The sequence below is a fragment of the Marivita hallyeonensis genome (genome assembly GCF_900129875.1).
Taxonomy (GTDB): Bacteria; Pseudomonadota; Alphaproteobacteria; order Rhodobacterales; family Rhodobacteraceae; genus Marivita; species Marivita hallyeonensis.
Genome location: NZ_FQXC01000005.1, coordinates 150414 through 166314, shown reverse-complemented (window position 1 = coordinate 166314; position 15901 = coordinate 150414). Strand labels below are relative to the sequence as shown.

At 59.4% G+C, this 15901-nt stretch carries 18 protein-coding genes and 1 tRNA gene; 4 read left to right on the top strand and 15 right to left on the bottom strand.

What is annotated here, in order from left to right; all coding sequences use genetic code 11:
- Positions 1 to 175 precede the first annotated feature (175 nt).
- The 7 genes from BUA42_RS17000 to BUA42_RS16970 form a co-directional block, all read right to left on the bottom strand.
- Positions 176 to 250 (bottom strand) — tRNA-Gln (locus BUA42_RS17000).
- A 64-nt stretch (positions 251 to 314) separates the two neighbouring features.
- On the bottom strand, positions 315 to 1685 hold the full coding sequence (locus tag BUA42_RS16995) for a mechanosensitive ion channel family protein (RefSeq protein ID WP_072779525.1): 1371 nt from the start codon (positions 1683 to 1685) through the stop codon (positions 315 to 317).
- Positions 1686 to 1737: 52 nt separating this feature from the next.
- Positions 1738 to 2748, bottom strand: a complete 1011-nt coding sequence (locus BUA42_RS16990) for a GGDEF domain-containing protein (RefSeq protein ID WP_072779524.1) — start codon at positions 2746 to 2748, stop codon at positions 1738 to 1740.
- A complete protein-coding gene (locus BUA42_RS16985) occupies positions 2745 to 3344 on the bottom strand; it encodes a heme NO-binding domain-containing protein (protein WP_072779523.1) in 600 nt (199 codons plus the stop codon). The genes BUA42_RS16990 and BUA42_RS16985 overlap by 4 nt, the downstream gene beginning before the upstream one ends.
- A 68-nt stretch (positions 3345 to 3412) precedes the next feature.
- Entirely contained in the window at positions 3413 to 4972 is a 1560-nt protein-coding gene (locus tag BUA42_RS16980; RefSeq protein WP_072779522.1) for a trimethylamine methyltransferase family protein, read from the bottom strand.
- 88 nt (positions 4973 to 5060) lie between these two features.
- Positions 5061 to 5750: an HAD family hydrolase gene (locus BUA42_RS16975; RefSeq protein ID WP_342716109.1), complete on the bottom strand. Its 690-nt coding sequence runs from the start codon at positions 5748 to 5750 to the stop codon at positions 5061 to 5063.
- Positions 5751 to 5779: 29 nt separating this feature from the next.
- On the bottom strand, positions 5780 to 6064 hold the full coding sequence (locus BUA42_RS16970) for a DUF3572 domain-containing protein (RefSeq protein WP_072779520.1): 285 nt from the start codon (positions 6062 to 6064) through the stop codon (positions 5780 to 5782).
- Between the two features lie 83 nt (positions 6065 to 6147).
- Between BUA42_RS16970 and BUA42_RS16965 the strand changes: the two genes are divergently transcribed.
- Entirely contained in the window at positions 6148 to 7629 is a 1482-nt protein-coding gene (locus tag BUA42_RS16965) for a diguanylate cyclase (protein WP_143152731.1), read from the top strand.
- Here BUA42_RS16965 and BUA42_RS16960 read toward each other — a convergent pair.
- The 4 genes from BUA42_RS16960 to BUA42_RS16945 all read right to left on the bottom strand — a co-directional run bounded on the left by BUA42_RS16960 (position 7572) and on the right by BUA42_RS16945 (position 9509).
- On the bottom strand, positions 7572 to 8057 hold the full coding sequence (locus BUA42_RS16960; RefSeq protein ID WP_178346924.1) for a periplasmic heavy metal sensor: 486 nt from the start codon (positions 8055 to 8057) through the stop codon (positions 7572 to 7574). The two genes, BUA42_RS16965 and BUA42_RS16960, sit on opposite strands and share 58 nt — an antisense overlap.
- Position 8058: 1 nt before the next feature.
- The gene (locus BUA42_RS16955; RefSeq protein ID WP_072779517.1) at positions 8059 to 8400 is read right to left on the bottom strand and encodes a hypothetical protein; all 342 of its coding nucleotides are present in this window, start codon (positions 8398 to 8400) and stop codon (positions 8059 to 8061) included.
- The gene (locus BUA42_RS16950) at positions 8378 to 8974 is read right to left on the bottom strand and encodes a sigma-70 family RNA polymerase sigma factor (RefSeq protein ID WP_072779516.1); all 597 of its coding nucleotides are present in this window, start codon (positions 8972 to 8974) and stop codon (positions 8378 to 8380) included. Before BUA42_RS16950 ends, BUA42_RS16955 begins: the two co-directional genes overlap by 23 nt.
- A gap of 76 nt (positions 8975 to 9050) precedes the next feature.
- Positions 9051 to 9509 carry an EF-hand domain-containing protein gene (locus BUA42_RS16945; protein WP_084066276.1) on the bottom strand — a complete coding sequence of 153 codons (459 nt, stop codon included), beginning with the start codon at positions 9507 to 9509 and terminating at the stop codon, positions 9051 to 9053.
- A 233-nt stretch (positions 9510 to 9742) separates the two neighbouring features.
- Between BUA42_RS16945 and BUA42_RS16940 the strand changes: the two genes are divergently transcribed.
- Together BUA42_RS16940 and BUA42_RS16935 are read left to right on the top strand one after the other, a co-directional pair.
- Positions 9743 to 10135 carry a DUF983 domain-containing protein gene (locus BUA42_RS16940; protein WP_072779515.1) on the top strand — a complete coding sequence of 131 codons (393 nt, stop codon included), beginning with the start codon at positions 9743 to 9745 and terminating at the stop codon, positions 10133 to 10135.
- A gap of 26 nt (positions 10136 to 10161) precedes the next feature.
- The gene (locus BUA42_RS16935) at positions 10162 to 10869 is read left to right on the top strand and encodes an NUDIX hydrolase (protein WP_072779662.1); all 708 of its coding nucleotides are present in this window, start codon (positions 10162 to 10164) and stop codon (positions 10867 to 10869) included.
- On the opposite strand, the gene BUA42_RS16930 is transcribed toward BUA42_RS16935, so the two are convergent.
- Together BUA42_RS16930 and BUA42_RS16925 are read right to left on the bottom strand one after the other, a co-directional pair.
- Positions 10866 to 11768: a DMT family transporter gene (locus BUA42_RS16930; RefSeq protein WP_072779514.1), complete on the bottom strand. Its 903-nt coding sequence runs from the start codon at positions 11766 to 11768 to the stop codon at positions 10866 to 10868. The two genes, BUA42_RS16935 and BUA42_RS16930, sit on opposite strands and share 4 nt — an antisense overlap.
- Before the next feature lie 19 nt (positions 11769 to 11787).
- Positions 11788 to 12759, bottom strand: a complete 972-nt coding sequence (locus BUA42_RS16925) for a fatty acid desaturase (protein ID WP_245819047.1) — start codon at positions 12757 to 12759, stop codon at positions 11788 to 11790.
- 82 nt (positions 12760 to 12841) lie between these two features.
- Between BUA42_RS16925 and BUA42_RS16920 the strand changes: the two genes are divergently transcribed.
- Positions 12842 to 13702, top strand: a complete 861-nt coding sequence (locus BUA42_RS16920) for a helix-turn-helix domain-containing protein (RefSeq protein ID WP_072779661.1) — start codon at positions 12842 to 12844, stop codon at positions 13700 to 13702.
- A gap of 1 nt (position 13703) precedes the next feature.
- Here the strand turns inward: BUA42_RS16920 and BUA42_RS16915 are convergent, their stop codons facing one another.
- Entirely contained in the window at positions 13704 to 14825 is a 1122-nt protein-coding gene (locus tag BUA42_RS16915) for a CaiB/BaiF CoA transferase family protein (protein ID WP_072779512.1), read from the bottom strand.
- Positions 14826 to 14847: 22 nt separating this feature from the next.
- Positions 14848 to 15891: an aldo/keto reductase gene (locus BUA42_RS16910; RefSeq protein ID WP_072779511.1), complete on the bottom strand. Its 1044-nt coding sequence runs from the start codon at positions 15889 to 15891 to the stop codon at positions 14848 to 14850.
- Positions 15892 to 15901: the final 10 nt, after the last annotated feature.

The following is a 15901-nucleotide window of genomic DNA, read 5'->3' as shown; positions in this document are numbered from 1 at the left end:
CTTAGTCTCCTTTGCTGCAATAAATGCTATCAAAGGAGCGGCATCAAACCGCGACAGGTCTAATCCTCTCACTACAACACCCAAGCACGGGCCCAATCCGAACGAGGGCATTTTCGGGGGCATTTCTGGCCCGAGAGAGACACCCGAGGCACTCAATGTTGATGTAAGTAAGATTTGGCTGGGGTGGTAGGATTCGAACCTACGGTACGCGGTACCAAAAACCGTTGCCTTACCACTTGGCTACACCCCAACCGTGCGGCGGTTCTTACGCTGGCATGAACTCGGGATCAAGACCCGGAAATCGGAAAATTTGGCTACTCTTCGAGGGCGCCTTTTTCGAGGAGATCGTCTCCGCGTTTCTCGGCGCGTTCGGTGTCCACGATGCGCTCCAGCTCCTGGTCTATCGCGGCGTCCACGTCTGCGACAGTGGCTTTGACTGCGGCGACAGCGGCGGCGGTGGACTTGGGTTGTAAGGCGCTTTGCGGCGGAACGAGGCCTTCGCGCGTGTCGGGCGCAGTGTCGCCGACGCCAACGACGCGCAGAGTGGTTTCAGGCATGACAATCCCCGCGTGATCGAATGCGCTCATGCAGAGACGCCACGCCTCACTTCGGGCTTTGAGGAAGTTGCTCTCGTGCTGCCGTATCCAGCCTGCGACCTGGATGATGACTGCGCTGTCCCCAAGGTCTTCGATCCAAACGGACGGCGCTGGTTCGTCGATCACGAACGGCAGAGAGCTGACCGTCCGCAGCGCAAGATCCTGTGCCTGAGCAAGGTCGGAATCAAAGGCCACACCAAGGCTGATGACGAAGCGCCGCTCGTCATTTCGGCTGTAATTGACGATCCGGCTTTTGAACACTGTCGCATTGGGTATGCGGATGTGATTGCCGTCAAAGCTCAGCAAGATCGTGGCGCGGCTTGTCAGGCGGATCACCTTGCCGATGTCGCCCTCGATCTCGACCGTGTCATTGGGGCGAAAGGGTTGGCGGATAGACAGCATGATCGAGGCGATGAAGTTCTCTACCGTGTCCCTGACGGCAAAGCCGATGGCCAGACCGATAATCCCTGCCGCCCCAAGAATGGTGGACAGCAACGCCGTGGCACCGAGGATATCGAGGGCGATAACCAATCCACCGACAAGAAAAGCGATACGGATCAATTGACGATAGATATCGGCGATGAAGGCATTGGGGGCGATGCGGCTCCACGGCCGGTCCAGTCGTGCGATCGCGAAACCGATGAACACAACGATCAGGAACGCCGCCAACGCGATGCCCGCCAAAGGCAGGTAGTTGACGACTTGTTCCGTCCTGTCACGGAAGCGTTCCAGCGCGGGGTCAAGACGGCGCACGACATCCGTTGTTTCCTGAACCTCGTTCTGGATTGTGACCACACCTTCAACGCGGCCCGTCAATTCGTTCAGCCGCGCGACAGCCGCACTGTCGAGCGCGGTACCCCGCAGCGTGACGATACCGGCACTGACCGTGACCGTGACGTCTTCGTAGCCATCAAGTTCCCGCAGGATTTCGCGGATGCGATTGGCGATGGCAGCGTCCTGCTCGGCGCTGTCGTCCACGGCGATTGTGCCGCTTGGCTGATCGGATGACTGTGCCGCCGCTTCAGGCGCATTCGCAAACCCAAGAACGATGCACAGCACCGACAAGTTCAAAAATCGTTTCAATGACATGGCGCAAGATTGCGTCAGCCAAAAAGCGCTTGCAAGCGAAACGGCTACTGGATCACGAGCGCCTTGCTTGCGAGAGCGGCATATCCGCGAGGGTCAGTCCCAGCTCTTTGGTCCAGAAGACATGCTGCCCCCTGCCCGACCGTTTTGCTGCGTAAAGAGCGATATCAGCATTGTCGCTCACGCGTTCCGGCCCAAGGTGCGGGACGTCCAACGACAGCCCGATGCCAATGCTTGCCGAAATGGCGATGCGATGGCCGTCAAACTCAAACGGCGCAGAGATATCACGGATCACAGTCTCGGACAGGGTTGCCAACCTCGTCCGGTCCACAAGACCCGGGCAGATGATCAGAAACTCATCACCACCGATGCGCACCAACAAATCGTCTTTTCGCGTGTTCCGCCGCAGGATGGCTGCGACATGTTTCAGGACAGTATCCCCCGCCGCATGTCCAAACGTGTCGTTCACGTCCTTGAACAGATCAAGATCCAGGTGAAGCACTGAGTATACGGTTTGTGATTGCTCAAGCCGGTGCATCACCCCGTCCACCGCGCGGCGATTGTGCAGACCCGTCAAACCGTCGGTCAACGCGCGAGTTTCCGCCGCCAGACGCGCGTCGTCGAGACGGGCGTTCAAGTTGAATGACGCCGCCATGGCAGTCGATTTGGCCTCTTGCAGAAAGAGCAGCTCCACCGCGAGATCGCTCGGCGAGAAGTCCTGTGCGGTCAGGTCGAATGCCCGAACCGCGTCGACGACCGCGATGCCGAAAGACAGGTCGAGAATGATGCCATCCGCCTGATCGTTGATCACGAGACCACGCAGAACGATATCAGGCACCCTGCGCAAGCGAAGCCGAATGACGCGCTCCTGGCAATCCGCCAGATCGGCCATGCTGCCGATCGCCGATGGGCGTAGAACCTCGAACTCTTCGAGAAATCGTTTCCCGCGCAGGTCTTCGACCCCTAGTTTCGTCAGACTGCGACCATGGCCCGAAATATGCCCGGTCTTGCCTACGCAGACATGAAGCGGCCGAAGGCGCTGCAAAAGATCGGCGGTAGAAATCATGATGCGGTGGCCGCGTTCTGTGGCGCGAGCGAAAACCCCCGATCGTCGGCGAATTCCGCGTCGATGACCGTCACCTGAAGGATTTCCGATCCGTCTTTAGCGCCGATGTGGTCTACCATTGCCAGCGTTCCATAATCATCGGCCATCGCGCGCAGTAGTCCGACAAGGACATGACCGAAACCCAAAGGCCCGCCGTCACAGCGGATCGAGAAGTGATGCGGGCGATGTTCGGTTACCGCAATGCCGGGTAAGAGCAGACCGGGAACGGCGAGGCGTGTCCGACCCGGCAATTCGTCCAGCGAATGCAGCAGTTCGACGAAGTCCTGTCCACCAAACCGCATCAGCCGGCGAATGGCGGCATGGGTCTGGTGAGTCACCAGATAGGTTCCGATGTCTTCGAGAACGTGCTCACGCGGGCGGTTGAGAATGGTCGCACATCCCGAAAGCACGCGATCCAGAAGCGCCGCATCGTAAGTAAGCATGGCTTCGAACGAGGTGACGGGCACGTCACCCATTACCAGGGCCTTCGACCAAGTGTCGTGACCGAAACTGTCCGATATGAACGTTTCTACCGTTCGAAAGATGAGCCCGTGCATGTCGTGCGTTCCTTGCCTGAAACGCAATGTTGCATGGGTCCGTTAACAGGGCGCGAACGTTTCAAGTTTTAGAAATCTGTCGGAGCGCCACCTTCAACCTTTCGCCGCGCTACAAAGTCGGCAAGTTCTTCCCGAATGGATTCATCCATCGGCGGGGCCTCGAATTCGTCAAGAATGGCTTTGTACGTCTGGTGTGCCCGTTCCGCCGTCCACACCGATCCAGCCACTTCCCAAGCTTCAAAGTTTTTCCAGTCCGAAAGGAAGGGCTGATAAAATGCCGAGGTATAGCGATCCTGCGTGTGCTGCGTTCCGAAGAAATGGCCGTTGGGTCCCACTTCGCGAATAGCGTCCAAGCCAAGCCCATCGTCGCTTGTGTCGCAGATCGCCGGGTCCATGTAGCGGATCAGTTGCTGCAGCACTTCGCAATCCATCACGAATTTCTCCGGGCTGGCGATCAACCCTCCCTCAAGCCATCCTGCCGCATGGTACACCATATGTGTTCCCGACTGGATGGCGGCCCAGAGGCTGTGCTCGGTTTCCCACATCGCCTGACCGTCGGGTACGTTGGCGGCGCAAACCCCGGACGACCTCATAGGCAAGCCGTAGAAGCGGGCCAACTGACCCGTCATCTGCGTGGCGCGCATGTACTCGGGCGTGCCAAATGCGGGCGCGCCGGATTTCATGTCGACATTCGATGTAAATGTACCGATGGCGCAAGGCGCGCCGGGTCGGATGATCTGGGCCAAAACGATGGCGCAAAGCCCCTCTGCCAACGATTGCGCCACTGCACCCGCCATCGTCACAGGTGCCATGGCACCCGCCAATGTGAACGGGGTCACCACGCAACCCTGCCCGCGTGCGGCACAGCGCATCCAGCCGTCGAGCATCGGGTAATCGTGCTTCAACGGCGAAGTGGAATTGATGTTGGTATACATCCGAGGGGTTGCTTCGAACTCTTCTTGAGTGAGGCCGCCCGCTATGCGCACCATTTCCATGACATCTTCGACGCGCTCTTTGCCAAGCGAATAGGCATGCGCGACCTTATCCGTCAACGTGAGCTTGTCATACAGCACATCAAGATGTCGCACGCTTGCATGTACATCCACTGGTTCCACCGGATATCCACCGACAAAGTGGATGCAATTGAAATATTGCGAGAGTTTCAGAAGGTTCGCGCACATCTCGCGCGTTCCGGGTACCTTCTTGCCGATCTCGAGGTCCCAGTAATTCGGCGGCGACGAGACATTGCCGAAAACGATATGGTCCCCACCGATCGTGATCTGGCGATCCGGATTGCGCGGGGTCAGCGTGAACGAGGACGGCGCTTTTCTGACCCACTCCATGACGAAGTCGCGACCCATGCGGACATTTTCGCCATCCACGTTGCAGCCCGCGTCTTTCAGGATTTGCGCCGCCTTCGGATTGAGGAACTCGATTCCGATCTCTTCGAGAATTTGCATGGCGGCATTGTGGATACGCTGCACACCGTCTTCGCTCAAAGGCTCTGTTGGTCGGTCGATATTGGTCGGAATGGTCCACGGCAATTGCTCGATAGCAGAAGTCCCCCGACGAATGGCATGTCCGGATCGTCCGCCGCTGCGGCGTCTGCGTGTCGGTGCCTCGGTCATGCCGCCCTCCTGTGATACCAAGGTCAGCTAGGCATCGTCCAAACGCGCAATCCTGTCGGAACACGACGCTTCCCGTCGCTTTTGTCGGTTAGCCTTCAAGGGGGGTCAGACCCATCCAATCCGGCAGGTGCCCGATATCGGGAATCACGACGTCGGCGTAGGGTATCAGCTGCTCGGCGTCCGCCATGCCCGTGAGTACGGCCACAGTCGCCATCCCCGCCGCGCGCCCTGCCACAAGATCATGCGTGCTGTCACCAACCATCACGGTGTGCTCGGTCGCGATGCCGACCTGGTCACAAAAAGCGTACAACTGACCAGGTTCCGGCTTTGCTCCGAACCCACTGTCCGACCCGGCGATGAAATCAAAAAATGCCCTTACACCAACCGCGTCGAGATGCGCCAAGGCGGGCTCCTCGGCGTCATTCGTCGCGACGCCAAGCTTCAGTCCGACCGACTTCAACCTATGAAGAAGTGCGGCGAGAGGCACGGCTTCCCGCATTGGGGCCGAGACCGCTTCCGCGTTCAGAACCTGCAGGAGTTCCCGGTCCGACATGTTGGGGAACTCCGGCGAAAGCGCCTGAACTATTTCAAAAGGTGTGCCGGCAATGGCCACGCTGTCGGGTGAAAACCGCTGATTGAGGTAGTCATACCCGATCAGCTTTCCCAAGAACGCGGCCCGTTCCGCCTCCTGCTCCGCGAGTTGCCAGAGCAGGCCCGAGGCCCACGCTTCCCATGTCGCGCCGAAATCGAACAGTGTCCCGTCTTTGTCAAATATCACAGCGCGGTATTCGCTCGGACCCCGAGCACTCATGTCCAGTGTACCTGCGCGCCGCCGGGCAATGCACCACGGGCTTGCATCACATGATCGTACGGGACACCCTTATTGTCGCAAAACGCCACGACCCAGGCGTCGTCCATCAGGATGAAATCAAGAACCGAAGCCTGAAACTCCGGGTCTCTCACACCTTCGCGGAAAGCCGCCTCATCTGCTCCGGTGGCACCCATGAACACCGGCAATAACTCGTCATTCCCGGCCAGCCATGCGATGGCCGTCAACGCCACCTGTTCAACCGCATCTTGCGAAAGCGCCATTTTTAACTAATTCCCAAACGTTTTCTTAACCAATAACGAGAAAGGTTTCCGCATCAAAGCTGCAACTCTTGTGCGGGGCGCCAGTGTCCGGTCACGTTCTTATCATCGATGCTCTATCAAACCGCCGCATAAAACTGCAGGCGCTTCTGGATTGCGCCATGCATCGCGTGGACCATGCTGAGCGGCAACTTGACGGGCTCAGCCAGATCAGGGCAACGCCACCGGATGTCGTCATAATCGCGCATGACCTTCCGGGTCTGAAGCTAGCGAGCTTTTGTAAGCTACTGCGCGCCAATCCGAAGACACAGTTGACCGCCGTCTTGGTCGCGGTACCCACGGAAAACCATTCCGCGAGGGTCGCGGCGCTGAGCGCGGGCGCTGCTGATGTAATTGAATACGCGGTTGACGCGTCAGACCTCCAGGCCCGATTGCGAAGCTTCATGCGGCAGCAATGCAGCCTCAGGGACACGCGAACGCGCACGGGAATCGCTGACGCCGTCGGGTTTGCGGAAGATCAAATCCTGTTCGAGCAAACCGCGCGCGTCGCAACAATCCTCTGCACCGATTGCGCAGACCTTGTCGCGCGCACGACAGCACTGGGAGCAGGCACGGACCATCGGACCTCGATCCTGTCCGCAGAAGACGCAAGACGAGGATTACCTGAGGCCTATGATGTCTGTGTGATCTGGGAGGCCGGGCAACCCAACACGGCAAGACACCTTCTGGGCATTCTGAAAAGCACTCCAATCACACGCCATTCAAAGATCCTGTTTGTCGCCGATAGCAGCAGCAAGCTTAGCCCCGTATCGCCTTTGGACATCGGTGCGGCGGACGAGGTGCCTGATTGCGTCTCGAACGAAGAACTCCTGCTGCGGATCAAACGGCTTGCCCGGACGAAACGACTCGAGGATGAGGCCCGCGAAACCCTGAAAACGCTTGACCGAAAAGCATATACCGATCCAGTCACGGGGTTGCACAACCGGCAGTTTGCCAATGAATACCTCCAGCGTCAGGATCGAGAGCGCGCGGAAAACCCGCAGCCGATGGCATTGATCCTGGCCGACATCGATCACTTCAAGAAGATCAATGACAATCACGGCCACACGTGCGGCGACGAGGTGCTCGCGCACATAGCATCACTTCTGAAATCCAGCGTTCGCAGCAGTGACATGGTGGCCCGCTACGGCGGCGAAGAGTTTTTGGTGGTTTTGCCGGGCATTGGCCTGCACGCCGCAAAAAGCGTCGCAGACCGCCTCCTGAACGCAGTGGCACGCGACCCCAAACAGATTTCGGACGGCACACATGTTCGTGCCACAATCAGTCTGGGGCTGGCGCATATCTCGAAGGCGTCCGGCCAGTCGACGAGGGATCTTTTCAACGCCGCCGACAAAGCGCTGTACCGCGCGAAATCAGACGGTAGAAATCGACTGCGCATCGCGACGGTGGACGATTTTTTTGGGTGTGCTGATCGATCCTCTTCAAGTCTTGCCAGAGAAACAATGGGCACTTACCGCCGCCAACCACCTGCGAGTTCACGTAAACCCAACTCGATGCGATCCGCGTAAGCCAACCGTTCTGCATCACTCATCTCGGCAATGCGCGCCGCAAGCACATCACGCCCCAAGGCTTCCCGCGCCCGGCGCTGTCCGGATTGATCTTCGAGCGCCTGAACAAAGGCGTCAGCGTCAAACGGGTCCTGCCGCAGGCTCGCGACGGTCGTCTGTATTTGTTCGAGGATGGTGCTGCGATCCCTTCCCTGCGCCGCCATAGCCAATCCAAACTCCCGCCTCACGGCGCGGCGATCCTCAGGTGCAAGCGCACGGGTGAAGAGCGTCCCAACGTCGCGAACGTCGCGGTCCGTATGTTTGTCGGGCCCGCCCGACAGGATAAATCCGGCGACCACGCCGATGATCAACACGTTCAGGGCCAACGACACCACCAAGGTGACGCGCATCCAAAGCGGGGCCGGGCGTGTAGGCGCGATCTCAGCCATGTCAGCCATCCACCAGCAGGAGATCGAATGCGCCAAAATCCGAACCGACGTCCAGCGATGCACCTTCGAAAATTCCAAGCGTCACGATGAACTCTTCGGACATCACGCCACCAACCCAAAGACCCACACATGCCGTCGCAGCGAGGCCCGCCGCGGCCGGCCACCCGCCGAGCGCGCCCAGAACCTGGCGCCAAAGCGATCCGCGCGCAGGCGTCGGCATTTCCGCAAGCGCATCATCAAGCACCCTCGCCATGAGACCATCCGGCACGCCTGGCGGTATTTCCGCAGCACGGGCCAAAGCTTGGTCCAGCCCGTCGACTTCAGGGGGATTGGATTGTGTCATCAGTGTACCCCAACTCTTTGCGCTGGCCGCTCAGAAGGGCGGTCAAAGCCCGTTTTCCACGCGCGGTCAAACTTTCCACCGCGCGCGGACCAATGTCCATGATCTGGGCAATCTCGGAATTGCCCAGACCTTCGATGTGGCGCAGGACCACTGCCTGTCTCTGCCGGTCCGGAAGCTGCATAAGTGCCTCCTCCAAAGCCAGATGTCGCGCCGAAGACTGCAACCGTGTTTCAATACCCGGCGCCGGATCGGCGACATCAACCTCAGCCGACATGCCATCAGGGCGCGCCTTTCGAAGGCGGTCAATGCACAGGTTGGCGGTTACGCGATACAGCCATGTGCGGACCGACGCGGCCCCTGACGCATCCCAACCGGGTGCCTGTTTCCACAATCGCAGCATGGCATCCTGAGCCACATCTTCGGCCTCTGCCCGGTCGTTCAGCATCCGAAACGCATGCGCGTAGACAAGCGGTGTATATGTCATGGCCAAAGCCCGTGCCGCTTCTGCATCGCCCGATGCATACGCCTTCAGCAAAGCCGCTTCGGCGGCAGGATCGGTCGGGCTGTCTGTCATACCACCAGAGAACGAAAATACGCATAGTGTAACAGCAAGTGAGAGCCATGCACGCGCATCGCTCTCACCACTGGCCTCAGCGGTTGCCTGGGCGCTTGCCGCGATGGCCGATCCGTGCGTCTGCAAATTCCTCTTCGCTGACGACACCATCATCGTTGGCGTCGAGACGTTCGAACATTCGGGCGGGATCGCGCCGTGCGTCGATCTCGGCTTTGGACAATGCGCCGTCGCCGTTGCTGTCCAGACGCTCGATCATGCGCGCGGCGCGCTGTTCGGCCCGATCCTGTCCCAGCGCCGAAAGCTCTGCAGCGGTGAGTAGACCGTCGCCATTTGCATCCGCCCGCGCGAAACGATCCGCGCCAGCCGCGAATTCTTCAGCGCTGACCGATCCATTATTGTCGGCGTCCAGACGCTGAAACATCTCCGCGCGCCGGTCGTCACGCATCCCATTGCTTTGCGCTGAGACGCCTGTCGCAACGCCAGTTGTCATCAAGGCGGCGATCAAAAATGCCGAAACCTGCATTTTGGAAGTCATGTTCTTACCTCTCGTCAAGCCGACTGTAAGTCGGCGGGTTTTCCAAGGTGACGCGACACCTGTTCTGTCTTGCCATCCACTGCATTTCACGAACGACACGCAGGTTTCCGTCGCTCTGATCCAAGTTTTTCGATCACGGGTGCGTGACTTGCGACATCCGGACGCAAGGACAGTTTGGCGACTGTTCAAAACCCTCCGAAACGCAGCACTCTGTGCACGGGAGAGCGAGAACGATGACAGATCATATTGCAACGGACGACACGCGTCCGACTTGGCCAGCTTTGCGAAAAGGGTGGCGAAAGAAATGCCCCAATTGCGGAAGCGGACCGCTGCTGCGCGGCTACCTCGAAGTGCGCCATTCCTGCCCCGTTTGCCGTGAGGAATTGCACCATCACAGGGCGGATGACGGGCCAGCCTATTTGACGATCCTGATCGTCGGGCACCTGATGGCCCCGCTTTTGCACATCGTATTTGTCAACTTCCGGCCGGAGCCGCTGGTGCTGTTTTCCATTTTCGGAGTTGGCTGTGTCGCACTGACGCTCTACCTTTTGCCGCGGTTGAAAGGGGTCATCGTGGCGTTCCAATGGGCACGCTTCATGCACGGTTTTTCCGGTGGTGTCACCTGACCTTCTTGCACAACGATGAGGCCAGGATGAGCGAAGCACCCATAGTCGACAAATCCGCCATCCGAGACGCGGCGACGGTGATCGTGCTGCGCGACCGGGCGACGACGCCGAAGGTGCTCATGGGGCAACGTGGCGCCAAGGCCGCTTTCATGCCGAACAAATTCGTCTTTCCGGGCGGCGCAGTCGATCCCGAGGATGCCTCCGTCCCATTCGCAGCACCCTTGTCCACGCTCTGTGCCAACCGGTTGTCCGACGATGCGCCTGCGACCTGCGGCCCAGCGCTCGCAGCTGCAGCCATCCGCGAATTGTGGGAAGAGACGGGTCAGATACTTGGCGCTCCGGGCGCATGGACCACGCCGCCGCCCGCAAACTGGCAGGACTTCGCGGCACACGGTCATCTGCCGAACGCGTCGCCGATGCAATTCGTGTTCCGCGCCATCACACCGCCCGGTCGCCCACGCCGCTTCGACGCGCGCTTCTTTCTTCTGGACGCCGAGCACCTGGCGACAGACCCTGACGATTTCTCAGCCGCGTCCGACGAATTGGCGCATCTGCAATGGATATCGCTTGACGAGATCCGACAGTTCGACCTGCCCTTCATCACCGAGGTCGTGCTGGCCGAGATCGCTGCGCGTGCGGCGGATCCTCACCCGCCTGCGTCGGTGCCGTTCTTTCGCAACGACGACGAAGAGAGCCTGTTCCTACGCCTCTACGGGCGGCCCTTGCCGGACTAGATCACAAGGACAAACGTCAGGATCGACAGGGCGAGAAATCCGATCCCGATCAGCTCTCTCGCCGTTATTCTTTCTTTGAAAAAGAGCACTGACGCCATGAGCGAGAAGATCAATTCGATCTGTCCGACAGCTTGCACGTAGGCCGCCGTCTGCAGAGTGAAGGCCAAAAACCAACCCGCAGATCCCGCCATCGAGGTGAGCCCGACCCAGACCGCGACACGACGCGCCCGCCACACAGCTGTGACTTGCCCCGGCTCTCTCCACCTCAGCCAAAGCGCCATGCCTATGAACTGGGATGCCGTCACGCAGGCCAGAGTGATGAGTGCACGGTACACCGCGTCCTCGCTGTCGATCGTCAACGACGCGGCGCGGTAGCTTGTGCCGGAAAAGGCAAAGAAAAAGCCCGATGTCAGCCCCAGCAACGTGGCGCGGCTGGTCAAGCTCTTCCAGACACCGTGATCGAGGCCTGGCGCGCGCGACAACAGCAAGACACCAAACAGGCCGATCAGGATCGCGATCCAGCCGACAAACGATACTGCATCACCGAACAAGAGCGCGCCTACGATGGCGGTCTGAATGACTTCGGTCTTCTTGAATGTGATCCCCACCGCGAAATTGCGCTGGCGAAATAAGGCGACGACACAGACCGTTGCAAGGATCTGCGAAATCGCGCCCAACCATGCGAAGCCCCAGAAGGACAGATCAAGTGCGGGGAAGGATAGGTCCTGATGCCAAAGGTACAGCGCTGTTACAAGTGCTGCCGCGGGTGCGGCATAGGCAAAGCGCGAAAAGGTCGACCCTGCCGTGGTCAGCACATCCATGCTCAGCACTTTTTGCAGCATGAACCGCACTGTCTGAAACAGCGCGGCCGCGACACTGGCGACGATCCAAAGTTCCATGCGCCTCTATGGCGTCAGCTCAGGACTGATGTCCATCCGGATAGAGCGGATGTGGCACCGGATCTTTCGCCCGAAACAGGTATTTGCGGAAAATTTCAGAATACGCGCCATAGCGATAGCCTTCATTCTGAGACAGAAACTCGGACCGCCTATCGGCGTAGATCCGGGGCAAGGCGTACCACGGCAGGCCCGGATGCATGTGATGCACCACGTGCAGGTTGTTGTAGAGAAACAGAATGCTCAGGATGCCGCAATCCTCGACAATCGCAGTTCGCGCCAACGTGCGATCGTGGGCCTGATGTTCAAGATACGTCCGCAATTTCAAGATCGAGAGTGACAGGTAGACCGACAAGGCCCATGCCCACAATGGCATCTGCGCGACCGAAAGCATCCACCACACCACTATCCCCACAGCCGGAATATGCCAGAGCCACGCTGAAATGACCCGCTTCTCACCCTGCCGGATCAAGAGCCAATCGGCCCGCATGAAAGCGATCTGCCCCAAAATGGGTCCGACAATCAGGCGACCTGCTAAGGTATTGTTCCAGCGGTGCAGCGCTTTTCGCCAAGCTGGAAGCGCCGCCCAGATTGCCGGATCGAGGTAGTTGGTCTCGGGGTCATCGTACGGATCGGTCAGCACTTCGTCATGATGGTGCGCCAGATGCGTGTCACGAAACCGAAGATAGGGCACAGCCATGGTCAGTGCGGGAAACACAAGCGCCGCATTCAGAACGTCGCTGCGAAACGGGTGACCGTGGAGCGCTTCATGTGTCAGTGACGAATGCTGCGCACCCGCCAGAGCACACAGGACAATCGCAAGCGGCACGGACCACGTTGCGACCCAAACCGTCGCCGCCGCCCAAACGAGGTAGGTCAGACCCAACACCACAAGAGTTGGCCATTCGGCAAACCTTTTGAACTCAGCCGCGCGCAGCGCCTGCCGATCTTCCATTGTATCACCGTTGCTTGTTCCCACGCGCAGCGTAGTCACGACAGCACATCCCAAGAAGTCTGGATTTGGTGCATAAATCTCAAGTATGGTGATTTTTGTCACATACTGCTACTTTCTGAAAATGGACAAACGACATCGCGCGCAACTTTTTCGTCACCGTCTGAAAGACGCCCTCCGCCGCGGCGGGTCGAACCAAAGTGATTTGGCGCGACAGACCGGCGTGGACCGGTCGACCATCTCGCAACTTCTCAGGGATGATGCCGCCCGGTTACCGAATGCGCATGTGGTGGGTGCCTGTGCGACGGCGCTCGGCGTGTCCGCAGATTGGCTACTCGGTCTGGCCGAGCATCCCGAAAGCGCAGCCGATCTGATGGCAAGCGCCCTGACCCTCACGGACGCGCCGCGGGCGTTGGTGGATGAACAAATCTTCGATTGGCACCGTGAGGCCGAAGGCTACAAAATCCGGCACGTTCCGGCGGCGCTCCCTGACATGCTCAAAACCCATGACATGCTGCAATGGGAGTACGGTCCACACCTGGGCCGAACCGCATCACAGGCGATCACTGCTTCGGCCAAGCGTTTGTCGTGGATGCGCCAATCGGCGTCGGACTACGAAGTCGCGATGCCGCTTCATGAGATTCAAAGCCTTGTTCAGGGCACCGGCTATTACGAAGGGCTGTCCAGGCAAACCCGTCTGGATCAGGTCGACCATTGGCTCGATCTTTCCGAGGCTCTGTATCCTCGCATGCGCCTTTATCTCTTTGATGCGCGACGGCTTTACTCGGCACCAATCACGGTGTTCGGGCCCCTGCTCGCGGTGATTTATGTCGGGCGGAACTACCTTGCCTTTCGGGACGTCCAGCGTGTGCGCGCGTTTTCGGACCATTTTGACCACCTCGTGCGGGAAGCCCAGATCAGTGCCAGAAGCTTCCCGGACCACATCGGTGCCTTGCGCAGAACAATCGCAGATGCATCGCCTTAGTTCAGTGCCGAGACCAACCATCGCCGGCCGCTAAGGCAGCCCGTATTGCAACCCCGTGCGCATTGCGCTCAGAGATCTTTTGCGCTTTCAGCGGCTCCCGATCCAGAAATCTTGGCGCAGGTGCCGCCTGCAAACCGTCCGATGTCTCCAACCACGTGCCGCGCTCCTGATTGTGCGGATGCGTTTGGGCCTCTTTGGGAGACAGCACACGCGCCACGCACGCATCCGTTCCGGCGAACACCGCGTCCCAATGACTGGCATCCTGTTCAAGGAACATCGCCGACAAACGCTCCGACAGGCGGGGCCAGGCTACTGCGTCAAATTGATTTGACCGAAAGTCAGCGTCGTCTGACAATCCCATCCTGTCCAGAAACACGGTGTAGAATTTCGGCTCCAGGCATTGCACGCTGATGTGGCGACCATCGGCGCAGGCATAAGTCCGCGACCAGTGCGCCCCGACCAAGGGATTGGTCCGACGCGATGCAGCGTCCTCCACCCCGCCTTCAATCGACAGAAGCAAGTTCTGCATATGCGCTGCGCCGTCGGAAATCGCGGCATCCACCACCGTGCCCATCCCTGTGCGCGCCGCAGACAAGAACCCCGCCAGCATGCCGGAGACGAGGTACAATGCACCTCCACCGATATCGCCGACAACCGTCGGCGGCACGGAAGGGCCCTGCCCTTCGCGTCCCACAGCCCAAAGGGCTCCGGCGACGGAGAGATAATTCAGGTCGTGCCCGGCTTGCGTCGCCAACGGACCATCCTGCCCCCACCCTGTCATTCGCCCGTAAACGAGGCGCGGATTGATCGCATGACAATCCGCCGGGCCGAGTTGCAACCGCTCCATCACGCCGGGCCGAAACCCTTCGATCAGGCCATCTGCGCCTTTCATGAGCCCAAGGAACACGTCGCGGTCTTCATTGCCCTTGAGGTCGAGCACGATCGACCGCTTGCCGCGATCGATGACAGGCCTTTCCTTGATCCCGATGGCTGGACCGGTTCGGGGCCGATGCGCGACAATCACATCCGCCCCAAGATCGGCCAGCATCATGGCAGCGAACGGTCCGGGACCGATCCCTTCAACCTCTAGGATGCGAATGCCGTCCAGCGGAGCCTTTGCCATCACCTGACCCTTTGAGTGTACGTCAATATGGCATGGGGTGCCGGCGATGCGCCTCGTCCAACGCCTCCAGTACATCATCCGAGAGCGTCAAATCGGCGGCCTTCAGCACATGCTCCAACTGCGCCGACGTGGTCGCCCCAAAAATGGACGACGCCACAAACGGCCGCCGCGCCGACCACGCCAAGGACATCAGCGTTAGATCCAACCCCGCGTCCTCTGCCACGCGCGCATATGCATCGACCGCTTCGAACGCGCGGTCGGTCTTTCGTCCACCAAGAGTGTCATTGAGCAACATCCGGGAGCCTTCGGGAATAGCGCCATTCTGATACTTTCCGGTCAGAAGACCCGCAGCCAATGGCGAGAAGGGCAGCAATGACACCTGTTCATGCACCATCACCTCGGCGAGGTCGGTATCGGCGAGGCGACACATCAGAGAATATTCATTCTGAATGCTTTCCATCCGTGGACCAGCCATCGCCTGCGCCACTTGAAGCCACATCATGGTGCCCCACGCGCTTTCGTTGGACAGGCCGATATGCCGAATGCGCCCCTTATCGATCTCGCGGCCCAGCGCACCCAGCACATCTGCCATGTTCTGCAGCGTTTCGGTCCGGTCCTGCGTGGTCGCATCGAAAAACCAATTCTGGCGGAACATGTAGGACCCACGGTTTGGCCAGTGCAATTGGTACAGATCGATGTGATCGGTCTTGAGACGTTTCAATGAACCTTCGACCGCCTCGGGAACGCTTTCGGACGTGATCGGCGCACCATCGCGGACAAATTGCATGCCCTCACCCGAATGCTTGGTCGCGACAATCCAGTCGTTGCGACGGCCGCTTTTGGCGAACCAGTTGCCAAGGATCTCTTCCGTCAAACCGATGGTTTCCTTGGCCACCGGATTGACCGGGTACATCTCGGCCGCGTCCAGAAAATTGATGCCCGCGTCAAGCGACATCTCTATCTGTCGATGTGCATCCGTTTCGGGTGTCTGATTGCCAAAGGTCATCGTGCCGAGGCACAACTCGGACACCATCAGATCGGTCCGGCCCAATCGGTTCATCTTCATCGCGCGATCC

Excerpts from the sequence above, each read along its gene's own strand:
- BUA42_RS16995 (WP_072779525.1), bottom strand. The coding sequence starts at position 1,685 with ATGTCATTGAAACGATTTTTGAACTTGTCGGTGCTGTGCATCGTTCTT.
- BUA42_RS16990 (WP_072779524.1), bottom strand. The coding sequence starts at position 2,748 with ATGATTTCTACCGCCGATCTTTTGCAGCGCCTTCGGCCGCTTCATGTC.
- BUA42_RS16985 (WP_072779523.1), bottom strand. The coding sequence starts at position 3,344 with ATGCACGGGCTCATCTTTCGAACGGTAGAAACGTTCATATCGGACAGT.
- BUA42_RS16980 (WP_072779522.1), bottom strand. The coding sequence starts at position 4,972 with ATGACCGAGGCACCGACACGCAGACGCCGCAGCGGCGGACGATCCGGA.
- BUA42_RS16970 (WP_072779520.1), bottom strand. The coding sequence starts at position 6,064 with ATGGCGCTTTCGCAAGATGCGGTTGAACAGGTGGCGTTGACGGCCATC.
- BUA42_RS16960 (WP_178346924.1), bottom strand. The coding sequence starts at position 8,057 with ATGGCTGAGATCGCGCCTACACGCCCGGCCCCGCTTTGGATGCGCGTC.
- BUA42_RS16955 (WP_072779517.1), bottom strand. The coding sequence starts at position 8,400 with ATGACACAATCCAATCCCCCTGAAGTCGACGGGCTGGACCAAGCTTTG.
- BUA42_RS16950 (WP_072779516.1), bottom strand. The coding sequence starts at position 8,974 with ATGACAGACAGCCCGACCGATCCTGCCGCCGAAGCGGCTTTGCTGAAG.
- BUA42_RS16945 (WP_084066276.1), bottom strand. The coding sequence starts at position 9,509 with ATGACTTCCAAAATGCAGGTTTCGGCATTTTTGATCGCCGCCTTGATG.
- BUA42_RS16940 (WP_072779515.1), top strand. The coding sequence starts at position 9,743 with ATGACAGATCATATTGCAACGGACGACACGCGTCCGACTTGGCCAGCT.
- BUA42_RS16935 (WP_072779662.1), top strand. The coding sequence starts at position 10,162 with ATGAGCGAAGCACCCATAGTCGACAAATCCGCCATCCGAGACGCGGCG.
- BUA42_RS16930 (WP_072779514.1), bottom strand. The coding sequence starts at position 11,768 with ATGGAACTTTGGATCGTCGCCAGTGTCGCGGCCGCGCTGTTTCAGACA.
- BUA42_RS16920 (WP_072779661.1), top strand. The coding sequence starts at position 12,842 with ATGGACAAACGACATCGCGCGCAACTTTTTCGTCACCGTCTGAAAGAC.
- BUA42_RS16915 (WP_072779512.1), bottom strand. The coding sequence starts at position 14,825 with ATGGCAAAGGCTCCGCTGGACGGCATTCGCATCCTAGAGGTTGAAGGG.
- BUA42_RS16910 (WP_072779511.1), bottom strand. The coding sequence starts at position 15,891 with ATGAAGATGAACCGATTGGGCCGGACCGATCTGATGGTGTCCGAGTTG.